This is a genomic window from Enterococcus sp. ZQ21, from assembly GCF_030053755.1.
GTDB classification, from domain to species: domain Bacteria; phylum Bacillota; class Bacilli; order Lactobacillales; family Enterococcaceae; genus Enterococcus_B; species Enterococcus_B lactis.
Genome location: NZ_CP125658.1, coordinates 1,801,755 through 1,816,525 on the forward strand (window position 1 = coordinate 1,801,755; position 14,771 = coordinate 1,816,525).

Consider the following 14,771-nt stretch of genomic DNA (forward strand, 5'->3'; position numbering starts at 1 on the left):
TGAAAGAACTTTACTGCTTCATTTCGATTCCAATTTCCTATACACGGGCTCATGGCCCCAACATACGTAAACCTGATTCTAAAATGACAGTAAAGAAGTTCGGTTTTTGATAGGGACTCGTAGTCCTCAAGGCTTTGTTCGAACTTTCTTTCATTCTTCACTATAATCTAAAAATAGAAAATAGAGGAGAACATCATTCGTCAATGATGTTCCCCTCTAATCTTAGTATGTTTTTGCCGAGTAAACGGTGCTCAATCAGCTGTCCTTCGGTATTAGCTCAAAAACGGCAAAATATGAGAAGCTATTTTGCCGTTTTGTTTCTCTAATACTCAGGTCAGGGCGCTAATTTCACAACCTCTTCCTTAAACGGTGTTCAAAAGCCAGTTTCTCGGTATGAAGTCAATTTTAAGCAAAAATGTGAGAAGCTATTTTCACAAAATTTTTCTTCATACTCGAAACTAAGCGGCTTTTTCACGACCTCTTTTTTATTTTACCATGAACATATCATAATACGCGTCCATTATTTCTTTAGCAATCGTCAAGTTCATGTGGTCTTGTTCATCTAATAAGTTCGGCAAGACAACACTGATTGCGATTTCCGGATTGTCTGTTGGTCCGTATGCCACAATATTACTATTGACTGTCGTAATATCTGGGTGACCTTCCGCAACCGTTTCTGCAGTCCCTGTTTTTGCAGAAAGGTCCATTTTCGCACTGGCTAATGGTTTAGCTGTTGTGTAAGGGTCGGTACCATGAACAACCTGATGGAATCCTTCACGGAGGATTGCCATATTTTCTGCAGATATATTGACCGTATTTTCTACTGTCGTGCCAATTTCTTTTTTCACTTCACCCAAATTCCCATTTTCGTCATTGCCATAGATTGCTTTGACTAGGTGAGGCTGTACTCGTTTCCCGCCATTAGCGACTGTTGAAGCATATTGAGCTAATTGGATCGGTGTATATGTGTCAAACTGTCCAAATGCCAAATCGGTAAAGTTACCTGGAGTATACCATTCTTTGCCATTATCCGCATTGAACTTCTTCATATACTCAACAGAGCGTGAAATCCCAGGAGATTCATTCGGCAAATCGATCCCAGTCGTTGTACCAAGACCAAACTCTTTGAAAGAGTCTCTCAATTGTTGATAAGCTTTAGCTTCTTCGTCTAAACTAGGTAGTCCCATTCCAGGAGTATAGTCTAGCCCTAGCATCTTTAATGCCACTTTGATCATATACGTATTAGAAGACAATTCCAATGCTTTGACTGCATCAAGAGCAACTTGTCCGTTTCGGTTAAAGACAGAGCTTTTTTCTGAAGCACCTTGTAGACGAATCGGTTCATCAATCAACACTTGATTTCCGCTGATCGCGTTACTTGCCCAACCTGCTGTCAAAGTACCGGCCTTGACTACAGACCCTGGAGCAAAAGCGCTAGTGATTGTGCCCAAAGCATTCTCGGTGATTTCCTTGGAACCTTGCTCATGACTGAAACCAGTCATGGCTAACACTTCTCCTGTCTGAGGATTCATGGCTACTGCATAAGCACCAGGCGAGTACTGTGCTTTACCGTTATTGATCAATGTTTGATAATTTCTTTTTAAGATTTCTTCTACTTTCGATTGGAATTCTGTATTCATCGATAACATTAAATTAGAACCTTTTTCCCCAGAGAAGATTTCTTTTTGATTCGAAACATTGCCTTCATTGTCAAGAGAAACTTCATATTGGGTTTTGGTTCCTTGTAGGACATCTTCATATTGTTTTTCCAAATAACTTTGTCCCACACGATCATTTCGAGAATACCCTTTTGCTAAATACTTCTCTGCTTCATCTGCCGGAAGACCTTGTTTTTCAGTCGTCACACTACCTAAAATACTTTTCAGTGAATCTGCTGCGTTATATTCGCGTGTCCAGTCTGTGCCTGTCGAAACTCCTGGAAGCTCAGAAGCACGTTCCGCCACAACAGCTAATTCTTGGTCAGTAACACCAGAGTTCTTGATATAGACCGTGTTTAATTCATATGCACTGTTCATCCGTTTAAAGATGGTAGCGATCTTTAATTGTTCCTCGTTCAAGTTGATCTCATCATCTGTTACTTTATTGACCATCGCGCTGTATTGTTCGCTGTTTCCTAATTGCTTTTCTTTTGCCGAAAGTCTTTTTGTGGCTTCCTTCAAATGTTCCGGATCAGCCAGCCAAAAATCTTTTTTATCTCTATCTGTCAGATTTTCATCTGCCGGCACATCAATCAGAGAGTTCAGCTTCGTTGCGATTTCAAGTAGGTCTTTAGCCGTCACTTGTGTGCCCCTCGTATAGGTGATTGCCTGATTCGCTTTATTTGTGACTAACGCTTTTCCTGTGGAATCGTAGATCATTCCGCGAGGGGTACTTTCTTGGACTGTAATCGTAGAAGTAGATTTCACTCGCGCTTCCATCTCTTCACCATTCACGATCTGCAAATAGCCCAATCGAGCAATCAACGCAACAAATAACGTAAATATAATGAAAAAAAGAAAATTTAAGCGAAAAGGAACATGCGACCGGCGAAACGTTTTGTTTTTAGGCTCTTGTGCCCCTTTTCTTATTTTTTCTATCCAAGAAGTATTTACTATTTTTTTCATAAAATCTTTCATCATTTCCTATCCTTCCGCCTATTTACATTCATGCTTCATTGTACCCAAAAACTTCTTAATAAAAAAGAAAAAATGAGCGGAGCAAGAAATTCTTTACCTAATTTCAAGATAAAATCAACTTTTTGTTTCACAGCAAACCTCTGAAGTTGCATATCCAACTATTTTTTTCATTAAAAAATAAACTTATTTTTGAAAATTATGCTTTCTAAAGTCGTGAAACACTTTAATAGAACATTTCTTTGTGGAAAACTATAAGTTGTTATTCTAAAAAAACTTATATCAAAAATAGTAAGGTAAATTTAGTTTTTTTATTTTGAATCCATAAAATAGTCTTGGATTGCTTCTCTTGTTTTTTTCACTTTTTCACTAAGTGATTCGTTTTTAGCCATATAAAAATAAAAAATGATATCAATCGTAGCGAATTGGGCCAAAAGTGAATTGGTTGCCGCACTTCGATTGGTGATTTCTTTCGGTCTTGATGTTTGTACGAGTACATCGGCTATCTTGCTAAGTGGGTTATTTCCAAATTGCGTCAACGCAATGATCTCGATATTCATATTTTTTGCTAGCTCAGCTAATGCAACTACATCTGCGCTTCTCCCTGAGTTCGAAACAAGCCAAAGTACTTTCTTCTTCTCATTGCTGACAAGTTGTGGGAGCAAGACATGGATATCTTTTTCAAAAATGATTGGCTTACCGACACGAGACCATTTTTGCAGAATGTCTTCTACCACTAAAGAAGAGGCACCAACACCATATAAAAAAACAGACTCAGCCGATTCCAAACATTCTACGACTTTTTGGATCGTTTCTTCTTCCAGAATATCTACTGTTTCTTTTATCGCTACTTGCGCATTGTTCCCAAGTTTGTTTTTGATAGAGTAAAAGGACTCATTTGCTTCGATATCGCTAAATCCTTCATCGATTCCAGTCTGTAGTTCTGTTGAAATCGTGATTTTGAAGTCCGTCAAACTTTGAAACCCGATTTTTTTTGAAAAACGTACAACTGTCGGCGCACTCAAACCTGAAGCTTCCGCTAATTCATTAGCTGTCATTGTGGGGACCTTCTCAATATTTCCAATAATGTAGTTGGCCAACTTTTTTTCTGCTGAAGAATAATCTTCCATCATACTTTCAATACGACTAATTACGCTCATAAGTTCCTCCATCCTTTTAATAATCGTCTATGTAAGTATACCATATCAGTTCCTTGTTAACGGTCGTGTACTGGATAAAAAAACAAAAAAAACAATCCGCACAATAGGATAGCTCATTCCATCAATCCCGCAAATTCTATTGACCATCTGTGGGATTGTGGAATATCTGTTCTCTATTGTTTGGATTGTTTTTTATTTAGTGCTTTTTTTATAGGCAACTTATCTATTTGTTTTCTCTGCTGTAATTTTTGACTTCTGCTTCCATAGCATCAATAAAGATATTCAAATCTTCTACAGCTGTTTCTTTGCTTCCGTAACGACGTACATTCACTGTTGCATCTTCCAATTCTTTATCACCGACAACTAATTGGTAAGGAATTTTTTGTGTTTGAGAGGCACGAATCTTATAGCCCATTTTTTCATTGCGGTCATCGACTTCTACACGTAAACCTTTCATTTGCAAGCGTTCTTTGATTTCATAAGCATAATCGCCATGTGCATCAACAGAAACAGGGATGATTGTCGCTTGTATTGGTGCTAGCCATGTTGGAAAAGCGCCTTTGTATACTTCTGTCAAATAGGCGACAAAACGTTCCATCGTAGAAACGATTCCGCGGTGGATAACCACTGGACGATGCGTATTTTCCCCATCTTCTCCAACATATGTCAAATCAAAACGTTCCGGCAATAAGAAGTCTAATTGTATAGTTGACAATGTTTCTTCTGTCCCAAGAGCTGTTTTGACTTGGACATCTAATTTTGGTCCGTAAAAGGCTGCTTCACCTTCTGCTTCAAAGTAATCTAGCTCTAATTCATCCATAGCAGCTTTCAGCATTGCTTGGGCTTTTTCCCACATTGCATCATCATCAAAATATTTATCTGTATTGTTTGGATCGCGGTAGCTTAAGCGGAAACGATAATCTGTAATATTGAAGTCAGCATATACTGCGACCATCAATTCAAGCGTACGCTTAAATTCATCTTTGATTTGGTCAGGACGAACAAATGTATGACCATCGTTCAACGTCATTTCTCGTACACGTTGTAAACCTGACAAAGCACCTGATTTTTCATAGCGGTGCATCATTCCTAATTCAGCGATACGAATTGGTAATTCACGGTAAGAATGGATGGCGTTTTTGTAGACCATCATGTGATGAGGGCAGTTCATTGGACGAAGAACAAGCATTTCGCCATCTCCCATATCCATTGGCGGGAACATGTCTTCTTGATAATGATCCCAGTGTCCAGATGTTTTGTACAACTCAACATCTCCCATGATCGGTGTATACACATGTTGGTAACCTAGACTAACTTCTTTGTCTACGATATAACGTTCGATCGTACGTCGGATTGTTGCCCCTTTTGGAAGCCAGAATGGCAAACCAGAACCAACTTCTGGAGAAACCATAAACAAGTCAAGTTCTTTCCCTAGTTTACGATGATCTCTTTCTTTTGCTTCTTCACGCAGACGGATATATTCTTTCAAAGCTTTTTTATCAAAAAAGGCTGTTCCGTAAACTCGTTGCATCATTTGATTGTTTGAGTTTCCACGCCAGTAAGCACCTGCCACTGATAATAATTTGAATACTTGTATACGACCAGTAGACGGAACATGTGGTCCACGGCACAAATCGATGAATTCACCTTGTTGATAGGCAGTAATCACTTCTTCTTCTGGCAATTCACTAATCAGTTCTACTTTGTACGGGTCACTTGCAAAAATTTCTAATGCTTCTTGTTTCGAAAGAACACGGCGTTCGATTGGCAGATTTTCTTTGACGATTTTCATCATCTCTGCTTCGATTGCGGGAAGATCTTCTGCAGTTACTTGATTTTGTCCATTGTCTGTATCATAGTAAAACCCTGAATCAATAGCTGGCCCAACACCAAAGTGGATATTTGGATAGAGGCGGCGCATTGCTTGAGCCATCAAATGAGCTGCTGAATGTCGGACTAATCCAAGTGCATCTTCATGGTCTGGTGTGACGATCTCAATACTTGCATCTTCCTCGATTGGACGAGTCAAATCAATAAGTTTGCCGTTCACTTTACCAGCTAAAGCTTTTTTTGCTAAGCTTTTTGAAATACTTTCAGCGATTGCCAATGTTGTTGTACCAGCCTCAAATTCTTTGACTGCACCATCTGGAAAAGTAATTTTTATCATAATAGTTTCCTCCTTGAAATGTTTTGATTGATCAGATCATCAAGCTGAAAAACAAAAAATCCTAGTATCTCTTGAAAAGAGATACTAGGACGAAAAGTTCGTGGTTCCACCTAATGTTCAAACGCACATGCGTTCCTCAAACGTTGTAACGGTCCGACCGCCCTTGCTTCAACAAGGGTTTCGAAAGTGGTCATCCTTTGGTTTTCTCCTGGAAAAGTTTCAGCCTAGCTTTTCCTCTCTTATCGAAGACTCTCAAATTCAGTTGGCTTTCTCATCAATCAATTATGTGTTTATTTAACCACTAATAAATAGAAAAATCAAGTGTGAAACCAAACTTATTTTTTCCATTCCCCATTTACACCGTATGTTCCTTTTTTCATCTCGTTGATGATAACATGGATGTGTTCTTTTGGTGCTTGCGTGTTTTTATGAACAGCTTCCGTGATATCTTTCATCATATTTTCTAATTGTTCCGGACTGCGACCTTCTACTAATTCGACATGTACGAATGGCATAATGTTCTCTCCTCTTTCTGATCGTTCTTTTTTCATCTCGATTCTATCATACTATGTTTGTCTTGGGTACTGAATCCGGAAAAATGGCTGGGTCTTTTTTTGCTCTCAGCGCACTTAGGATAGAGACCGTATCCACGACTTCTTGCAAAACAGCCCCGAATAACGCAGGAACCAGACCCGTACTTGCTATTAACATCAAAAAAATACAAATAAAGATGCCAATCAGTACAGATTGTTTCGCTATTCTCATCGTATCTTTTGAGATCACTACTGCTTTTGCTACACGCAAAAGATCATCTTTCAAGATGACCGCATCTGCACTTTCACTAGCAGCTGTAGAACCATGAGCGCCCATTGCAATGCCGATATCTGCAGCAGCAAGTGCTGGTGCGTCATTCACACCGTCTCCTATCATCGCCACAGGTCGTTGATCTTTAGGGATACGTTCTAAAATAGTCAATTTGTCTTGAGGCAAGCAATGAGCATGTACAGAATCTAATTTGACTTCCTCTGCAATCGCTTGAGCAATGGCTGATCCATCTCCGGTAATCATCATCAAATTTTTCACACCAAGATTTCTTAGCTCTTTGATTGTCCTTGCTGCTTCTGAGCGAATCTGATCCGAAAATAGGATGGTTCCTGCAAAGGATTGATCAATGGCTACATAGATTGCTGTTTCAGAAGTCTCGATTTCTTCCACTGAAACAAAAGAAGCGCGTCCAATCTTTACGTCATGATTATTGACTACTGCTTGGATTCCTTGACCTGTCACTTCTTTCAGTTGACTAACAGGATACAGTTGGCTGTTTTTCACGTTGTTCACTAACGAACGAGCTAAGATATGGCTAGATTCCTGTTCTGCACTTGCTGCATACATAAGTAGCTCTTCTTTTTTCATTCCATTGACTGGTTGAATCGCCTCTACTTCTAATATTCCTTTGGTAAGCGTTCCTGTTTTATCAAAAGCAATCGTTTTTGTACGTGCGAGCTTCTCAATTGTTGTTCCAGTTTTAACAACAATCCCGTTTTTACTTGAACGGCTCATCCCAGCAACTAAAGCGATCGGCGCAGCTAAAATCAATGGACAAGGCGATGCTACGACCAATACTTCTGCAAAACGCAAAGGATCTTTTGAGAACCACCAAGAAATACCGCCAATCAAATATGCGATCAATGTAAAGGGAACCGCATAACGATCAGCTAAACGGACGAATCGGGCAGGTTTTTCTTTTGATTCTTCGACTAATTTAATGATCATTTGATATTGGCTATCTGCAGCGCGTTTTTCAGCAATCATTTGGATTGATCCGTCTCCATTTAAAGACCCAGACATGATCTGATCTCCAGGTTTCTTTGTTTCTGGACGAGACTCTCCTGTCAAAGAAGATTCATCGACTGATGATTCTCCTTTGATCACTCGACCATCAACTGGTACAAGCTCGCCAGGCTTGACTAGCAGCTGATCATCCACATTTATTTCATCAATTACTATATCCTGCCATCTTCCTTCTTTGAATCGATGGGCGATTCTTGGGGTGTTGTCTAATAAAGATTGCAATTCTTTACCTGCTCGTTTATTCGCGTAATCTTCTAGACTATCTCCACCTGTAAGCATGATCAATATCATCAAACTAGCCCAATATTCTTTGACGGCTAATGTTGCAAGGATTGCGGTAATCGCTAATATATCTACACCATATCTTCCTGAACGCAATGTTTTGATCATTTCCAAAAACATCAAGAAGGCGAGAATCCCTCCAGTAAATGCAACAATCATAAAAGCAAGTCCCGGCTGATGGAAAACAAATTCACTTAACAAAGCTACTCCGCCAATAAATAAAGTAAGTAAAAATTTTTTAAAATGTGTCATAGTTTCTTCTCCTCTTTTTTGTGACTTAGAGGTTAGTCATCCATCTTCAGTTGCCTCTCTTTCTCTTAAGCATAGTCCTTGCTTAACACTTTTTAAAACAATAGGCCTTAATTGAAAACAACTATCACTATCAGCGTTTCCAATAGTCGCCAGTTCGACAAACGAATCTATCGAGCAAAGAGGACTTTTTTCGATTCATCCGTTAAAAAGTACCTTTTTTCGAAAAACTGTGCTATACTTTTAATTCGTTATTTACGGCGGAAGGAGCAAACATGTGATGAATGAGAAACAACTAGAACAAACGCACGTGGATGAAACGATCGAACTAATCCAGATCGAACAAAATATGCTGGATACAAAACAACGAGAATTGACTCAAGAAATGAATCATTCGACAAAAGACACAGCTAATCACAAGATTCGAGCTGGTTCCAATGAAGCTTTTTATGAATCTGCTGTTGAATATCGCCAACATGAGCAAGAATTGCTTTTAAAATATCATACTCTTGAGGCGCAGCAAAAACGCCTACAAACGTTGTCTGTTATGAAAGACAGTCCTTACTTTGCCCGTATCGATTTTAAAGAAGACCGTGAAACAGAAACATTGTATCTAGGTATCGCTTCTTTAAGAGATCTAGCAGAAGAAACAATTGTTATTGACTGGCGCGCACCAATTGCCAACCTTTATTATGAAGGTGAGATTGGTCCCGCATTTTATGAAACTGAAACAGATAGAATAGATGTCGATCTGCAGTTGAAACGACAATTTAAAATCCAAGAAGGACGTATTTTATCTATGGTAGATACGTCGGAAGTAATCAACGATGACTTTTTGCTAGAGATATTGGACGAAGCATCAAGCAACCATATGAAAAATATCGTCTCTACGATACAAAAAGCACAAAATGCAATCATTCGGGACACAACAAGTAAAGTGATGCTGATTGAAGGAATCGCCGGAAGCGGAAAAACGTCTGCTCTGCTTCAACGTATTGCTTTTCTGTTGTATCATAATCGCAAATGGCTAGAGGCAGAAAACGTGCTTCTATTTTCACCAAACCATTTGTTTTCTGATTATATCTCGACTGTATTGCCTTCATTAGGTGAAAGCGGTGTGCCTACACAAACATTCAAAAATTATATTTCACAGCTGTTGCCAGAGTTTTCTTTATTAGACGAACAGCAACAGGAAAGTGGTTTTTTGCTAGGCGAAAAAGATCCGATACAAGTGATGAAAAGCGGATTGACCTTAGTGGATCAGATTGATCGCTATATCCAAAGCATCACAAGCTACGGTCCCTTGTTCCGTGATATGAAAATAAATGGCCGTACGATCCTATCAAAGGAATCGATTCGCCAATGGTATAAAGAAACAAATGAACAACTTCCCTTACACCACAGACTCTCTCTATTACAAACGAAACTACTGAAAAAATTAGGCGGTCTGCAAAAAGATGAAACACGTCAGCAATGGGTCAAAGATCTCGCGGAAGAGCAGCTCCAAGAACTATACGCAACAGATCCTAATCTTGAATATACAGAACAAAAGGAGCGTTCCTTACGTAAAAAACTGGCTAACCAAATCGTACGTAAACGATTCCGTCGAATTCATCGAGGAATCATGAATTATCAATTTGTCAATATAACGAAACAATATCTCCACTTTTTACAAACTGTGCCACTTTCTCTTCTGACACGGCATAAAATCAGCGAGACCAGATGGCAAGAACATTTAGCAACTATTCGTACACATTTGCGTCAAAGAGAGTTGCCCCAAGAGGATGCTGTCCTATTCTTTTTACTGATGCGCCGAACGTATCCGGTGACGGTCACACACAAAGCTCGCTATATCTTTATTGATGAAATGCAGGATTTCGCACCATCACAAGTCGCATTGTTGCAAGCCTTGTTCCCAAAAGCAAATTTGACTTTCTGTGGAGATCTAAATCAAAATGTCTTTGGAAATGAAACGATCGTGGGATCATTGGAAGAACTTTTCGTGGACCGTGAAGTCACCCGTTTCCAATTAACGACAAGCTATCGTTCCACAAAAGAAATCACTGATTTTGCTAATCACTTTATTGCAAAAGAACATCAAGTAGAGACTACAGCAAGAAAAGGCGATTTGCCTTTGCTCATCCAAGGAACAACTGATGATGTCAAACTGAATTGGTTAGCAGATACCATTCGAACGACTCAGGGAAAAGCCCGGTATTGGCGTACAGCAATCATTGCTAAAACCCAAGAAGAATGCGAGACTCTTTATGCTCAACTGCCAGACGAGTTGAAACAACAAGTCCAGCTGATTTTAAATGAGAGTGATTTTATGAAGCGTTCCATTATTTTACTTCCGGCCTTTTTAGCAAAAGGTCTGGAGTTTGACCGAGTTTTCTTGTGGGATGTAGATGCAGATCATTTTTCTTCTCAACAAGACAAATTGATCCTTTACACCATGTGTACACGCGCGATGCATGAATTGACACTTTTTACATCCAATAATGAAAGTCCTTTGTTAAACAATATGGATATTTCATCTTATGAGAAAAAAGTATTGTAACTAAAAAGACAACTGCTATCGTTAATGTTAGTAGTTGTCTTTTTAGTTACAGTAATAATTGCAGAAAAAGTAATTCTATCATTTATTCTATATATAAATCCAAATCTGTTTCAGGATATTTTAATTTGACAAGCGAAATAATCATTTTCAGTTCTTCCATGTTTTCTGGATATTCTGGGTCAAATACCTTGCTATGACGTCCAATACCGCCATTGTCGATCAATCGGTAAATTCGGTTCCATTCAATGAACTGATCGATTGATTGGAAATTGCTGATTGGATACCCCCCACAATCCAAAATTTCTGATACACGAAATGCTAGGTATGCACTATCGACCACTTTATTTTTTTTCGTATCTATCTTCTCATTTCTTTCGATGAGAATTTTTTCAGGATGATGCTTTAAGCTCCACTCCAATAGTAGAAAGAAAGCCTCCATCCGATACTCTTCTTCAAATAACCGAAAGGCTGAATCAGAACGACGAAAAAGCAGCGGAATCAAATATTTTTGTCTATAAATCAGCATTGGTGCGCGGTCCACCATACACTCTAAATAACGGTTCAGATACCCTGTACCGACATAGTTTCCTAATCGATAGCCTTCAACGCCGAATCTTGCGTATTTTTGCGCTAATTTTGAACAATCAGTTACGTTCACTGCTAACTCTTCTACTTTGCGGTAACCGCTTAAGATACGTTCAAAAGGTTCTAAAGTGATTTTTGCTTCCATATTCTTCCCCGTCCATCTTCCACATACTTCATATCATTTCATATGATACTTATGCTCTCATCATACCACAGGTTGAATTAGAATAGAAAATAAATCACACAAAAAAACAAGACAATCTGTTAGTGAGATTGTCCTGCTTTTTGAAAAAGACTGAATGCTTTTCGTTAAAACTGATTGCTTAGTCTTCTAATGCCACATTATGGAACACATGCTGTACATCTTCTAGATCTTCTAGCGCATCAATCATTTTTTCAAATGTTTCTTGGTCTTCTGAAGATAATGTAACTTCGGTTTGAGGAATCATTTGGATCTCAGCAATTGAAAAATCAGTGATTCCTTTTTCTTTTAATGCTTCTTGGATACTATGGAAATCCGCTACTTCACCGTAAACGATGATTTGTCCATCTTCTTCCATCACATCACGAACGTCGATGTCTTTTTCCATTAGATATTCAAGGATCTCATCAGCGTCTTCTCCTGCAAATGCAAAGATCGCTGTATTGTCAAACATATAAGAAACCGCTCCAGAAACACCCATGTTCCCGCCATTTTTCCCAAAAGCTGCTCGTACGTCTGCTGCTGTTCGATTCACATTGTTTGTCAATGTATCAACGATCACCATTGAGCCGCTTGGTCCAAATCCTTCATAACGTAATTCAGAGTATGTTTCATCTCCTGCACCTTTTGCTTTTTCGATTGCTCGGTCAATAATATGTTTTGGTACATTATAAGTTTTAGCGCGATCAATGACGAAACGTAGTTTTTGGTTTGCATGCGGATCAGGATCACCTGATTTTGCTGCCGCGTAGATTTCAATCCCAAATTTTGCATAAATCCGGCTATTATTAGCATCTTTAGCAGTTTTCTTTGCTACGATATTTGCCCATTTACGTCCCATATTTTCACTTCGCTTTCTGATTTGATAGTTTCATAACGCAAAAACGTCCTGTTCCATTATACTTGTGAATCACGATTCTGTGAAGCTTTTTTTCTTTCTTCCTTCATTCTTCTCATTTTCAGTCAAAGGTCTATACTTGGATTGGGATTTGTCCGAAATTCTGTTCTGGAATATTGCCTCCCAATTGATAGATTTGATCACTTCTAACTAACAGTTCCGCTTCTTGTGCCTCTTTTTTTCCGATTCGGGAATAAATAGAAATCTCTTTTTTTTCTTTTAAGAATCTTCTTCCAGCATCGGTAAATCCAAGTAGTCGAAGATAATTTTTATTTTGTTGGATAGGAATCTCTTGCTTTTTGATATTCAGCAAGACATAACAAGATAATCGTTGGATCCGTGTCCATGTATATCTTTTTGTTTTTACCTTTGACACAAAATCCTCAAAACTATCAGCAGTTGCAGCTGCTGTTTTCATGCGCGATTCTATTCCTTCGGTCATCTGATAGATATCTGTCAGTTCCAGCAAAGTAGAAGATAACAACCGATAACGCAAATACGGCCAATAAGATTCCCAAGTCTGCAGCGAACAAGTGGAAAGATCTTCTTCTGTCTGAGGCGGCACAAGTCCAGCTATCCTTTTTCCTTCTTCTAACGCATGGCGAATGGCTGTTGCACTGGCTATCGTCTGATCTGTGATGATTTTTTCATGATAGGCTGCACTTTTACGTCGGATCGGATGTAATTCCATAGGGTGGACATACTTGGCATTTTCCTTTGCATAACTTAATCCCAAGATATGATTTGGCGAAGAAAAATCAAGCACAATATCGGGATACAGACTGCGAAAAACCTCAGTCATTTTTTGCGGATAACTATACGTTTGATCAGACAGTTCTTGAAATGCCTCTTCTATCCTATCTTGATTCTCTTGGACAAAGCGTCCGAAACTGCTGTAATCAAACGAAGTCTCTTCTTCTGTTCCAAAACACAAACTGTCACAGTCCAGTGTTTGCAAGATTTTTACTGCACCTTTAGCAAAATAGTCAGCTGACTGAACCGCCCATTCGACGGGAAGCTCCACTACTAAATCCACACCATTTTGTAAAGCTTCATTCGCGCGATGCCATTTATCGATGATAGCCGGTTCGCCTCGTTGCAAAAAATTCCCGCTCATTACAGCAATGACGACCTCTGCTCCTGTTGTTTTTCGTGCCATTTCCACATGATAGCGATGTCCATTGTGAAAAGGATTGTACTCTACGATAATCCCGCAGCTTTTCATGCGCATCCTCCTTCATAGTTATCGATAAAAAAGAAATAGAGACAAGTAAAAAAAGGCAAAAATCGGAAAAAATACCCGAACTATATAAACTATTCTCGCAAACACAATACTTCTGCGACGAAAAGCTGCACTGCAAGAGCAATGCCTATATCGTTCGGATATATAATTTATGTTGAAGATTTATTCTTTTCTTGTTAACTCGAGCAGGCAAAACCGCTAGTCTTTGTATGCTACAAAGAACCAGCGCTTTGATTTCTCTGATGCTGCTTCGTCTGTAAAATCAGAAAATGCTTCGACTTTCGAAAAGCCGCTGTTTTCCAGCATTCTTAAATAACTTTCCAATGGATAGGTACGCTCTTGATGTAGTTCATCTTCACGAATAAATCGACCAGACCCTTCTTGTTCTTCAACGAAAAAGGTAAGAAAATGTTCGATGCTGTGTTTCTCGCTTCCTGGATAACTATCCCACAAAAAAGCAAAATTATCCCCTTGATAATGATAGCTATATTCTGGAAAAACCTCATCTACTTGATAGGTGGAGTGTACGTCAAATAAAAATCGGCCATTTTCTTCTAACGCTTGATAGACTTCATCAAACACTTGCTGTACCTCTTGTCTATTTTTCATATAGCACAGCGAATCAGAAAAACAGGTAATTGCCTGATATTGTCCGATTTCTGATAAATCGAGCATATTGCCTTCCACAAATTGGATCGATGCGTCTTCTTCATATGCTCGCTGGCTGGCAATCATCAACATCTCTTCTGAAAGGTCTAACCCTGTCACTTTATATCCATCTTTTGCAAAGGCAACCGCTAATGCTCCAGTACCGCATGCCAGTTCCAAAATATTTTTTGTGTCTTCTTGTAAATGACGTTTCGAAAAAGCTAGCCATTGCTGATAAAGTGTTTCGTCCATCACTTCATCGTAAATGAAAGCAAATGTTTCATAAGCCATAT

The 14,771-nt window shown here is 39.0% G+C and carries 10 protein-coding genes; 1 reads left to right on the plus strand and 9 read right to left on the minus strand.

Annotated features, from left to right (window positions below):
• Positions 1 to 485: 485 nt before the first annotated feature.
• The 5 genes from QK255_RS08740 to QK255_RS08760 form a co-directional block, all read right to left on the minus strand.
• Positions 486 to 2,639: a peptidoglycan D,D-transpeptidase FtsI family protein gene (locus QK255_RS08740; RefSeq protein ID WP_283341529.1), complete on the minus strand. Its 2,154-nt coding sequence runs from the start codon at positions 2,637 to 2,639 to the stop codon at positions 486 to 488.
• Positions 2,640 to 2,944: 305 nt separating this feature from the next.
• Complete coding sequence (locus tag QK255_RS08745; protein WP_002290869.1) at positions 2,945 to 3,793, minus strand: MurR/RpiR family transcriptional regulator; 849 nt, start codon at positions 3,791 to 3,793, stop codon at positions 2,945 to 2,947.
• Between the two features lie 223 nt (positions 3,794 to 4,016).
• Entirely contained in the window at positions 4,017 to 5,960 is a 1,944-nt protein-coding gene (gene thrS / locus QK255_RS08750; RefSeq protein WP_002290867.1) for a threonine--tRNA ligase, read from the minus strand.
• A 335-nt stretch (positions 5,961 to 6,295) separates the two neighbouring features.
• Positions 6,296 to 6,475, minus strand: a complete 180-nt coding sequence (gene thmT, locus QK255_RS08755) for a 2-hydroxymuconate tautomerase (RefSeq protein ID WP_002287649.1) — start codon at positions 6,473 to 6,475, stop codon at positions 6,296 to 6,298.
• Between the two features lie 46 nt (positions 6,476 to 6,521).
• A complete protein-coding gene (locus QK255_RS08760) occupies positions 6,522 to 8,345 on the minus strand; it encodes a heavy metal translocating P-type ATPase (RefSeq protein ID WP_002290865.1) in 1,824 nt (607 codons plus the stop codon).
• A 277-nt stretch (positions 8,346 to 8,622) separates the two neighbouring features.
• Here QK255_RS08760 and helD point away from each other — a divergent pair, with 277 nt between their 5' ends.
• Positions 8,623 to 10,902 carry an RNA polymerase recycling motor HelD gene (gene helD / locus QK255_RS08765; RefSeq protein ID WP_002342240.1) on the plus strand — a complete coding sequence of 760 codons (2,280 nt, stop codon included), beginning with the start codon at positions 8,623 to 8,625 and terminating at the stop codon, positions 10,900 to 10,902.
• A gap of 82 nt (positions 10,903 to 10,984) precedes the next feature.
• Here the strand turns inward: helD and QK255_RS08770 are convergent, their stop codons facing one another.
• The 4 genes from QK255_RS08770 to QK255_RS08785 form a co-directional block, all read right to left on the minus strand.
• A complete protein-coding gene (locus QK255_RS08770) occupies positions 10,985 to 11,632 on the minus strand; it encodes a hypothetical protein (RefSeq protein WP_002290861.1) in 648 nt (215 codons plus the stop codon).
• 178 nt (positions 11,633 to 11,810) lie between these two features.
• Entirely contained in the window at positions 11,811 to 12,530 is a 720-nt protein-coding gene (locus QK255_RS08775; RefSeq protein ID WP_002290860.1) for a YebC/PmpR family DNA-binding transcriptional regulator, read from the minus strand.
• A 130-nt stretch (positions 12,531 to 12,660) separates the two neighbouring features.
• On the minus strand, positions 12,661 to 13,812 hold the full coding sequence (locus QK255_RS08780) for a nucleotidyltransferase (protein WP_002290858.1): 1,152 nt from the start codon (positions 13,810 to 13,812) through the stop codon (positions 12,661 to 12,663).
• 216 nt (positions 13,813 to 14,028) lie between these two features.
• A complete protein-coding gene (locus tag QK255_RS08785; protein ID WP_002287639.1) occupies positions 14,029 to 14,769 on the minus strand; it encodes a class I SAM-dependent DNA methyltransferase in 741 nt (246 codons plus the stop codon).
• Positions 14,770 to 14,771 lie beyond the last annotated feature (2 nt).

Coding starts and splice junctions, on each gene's coding strand:
- QK255_RS08780 (WP_002290858.1), bottom strand. CDS start 13,812: ATGAAAAGCTGCGGGATTATCGTAGAGTACAATCCTTTTCACAATGGA.
- QK255_RS08775 (WP_002290860.1), bottom strand. CDS start 12,530: ATGGGACGTAAATGGGCAAATATCGTAGCAAAGAAAACTGCTAAAGAT.
- QK255_RS08785 (WP_002287639.1), bottom strand. CDS start 14,769: ATGGCTTATGAAACATTTGCTTTCATTTACGATGAAGTGATGGACGAA.
- QK255_RS08740 (WP_283341529.1), bottom strand. CDS start 2,639: ATGATGAAAGATTTTATGAAAAAAATAGTAAATACTTCTTGGATAGAA.
- QK255_RS08770 (WP_002290861.1), bottom strand. CDS start 11,632: ATGGAAGCAAAAATCACTTTAGAACCTTTTGAACGTATCTTAAGCGGT.
- QK255_RS08760 (WP_002290865.1), bottom strand. CDS start 8,345: ATGACACATTTTAAAAAATTTTTACTTACTTTATTTATTGGCGGAGTA.
- thmT (WP_002287649.1), bottom strand. CDS start 6,475: ATGCCATTCGTACATGTCGAATTAGTAGAAGGTCGCAGTCCGGAACAA.
- helD (WP_002342240.1), top strand. CDS start 8,623: ATGAATGAGAAACAACTAGAACAAACGCACGTGGATGAAACGATCGAA.
- QK255_RS08745 (WP_002290869.1), bottom strand. CDS start 3,793: ATGAGCGTAATTAGTCGTATTGAAAGTATGATGGAAGATTATTCTTCA.
- thrS (WP_002290867.1), bottom strand. CDS start 5,960: ATGATAAAAATTACTTTTCCAGATGGTGCAGTCAAAGAATTTGAGGCT.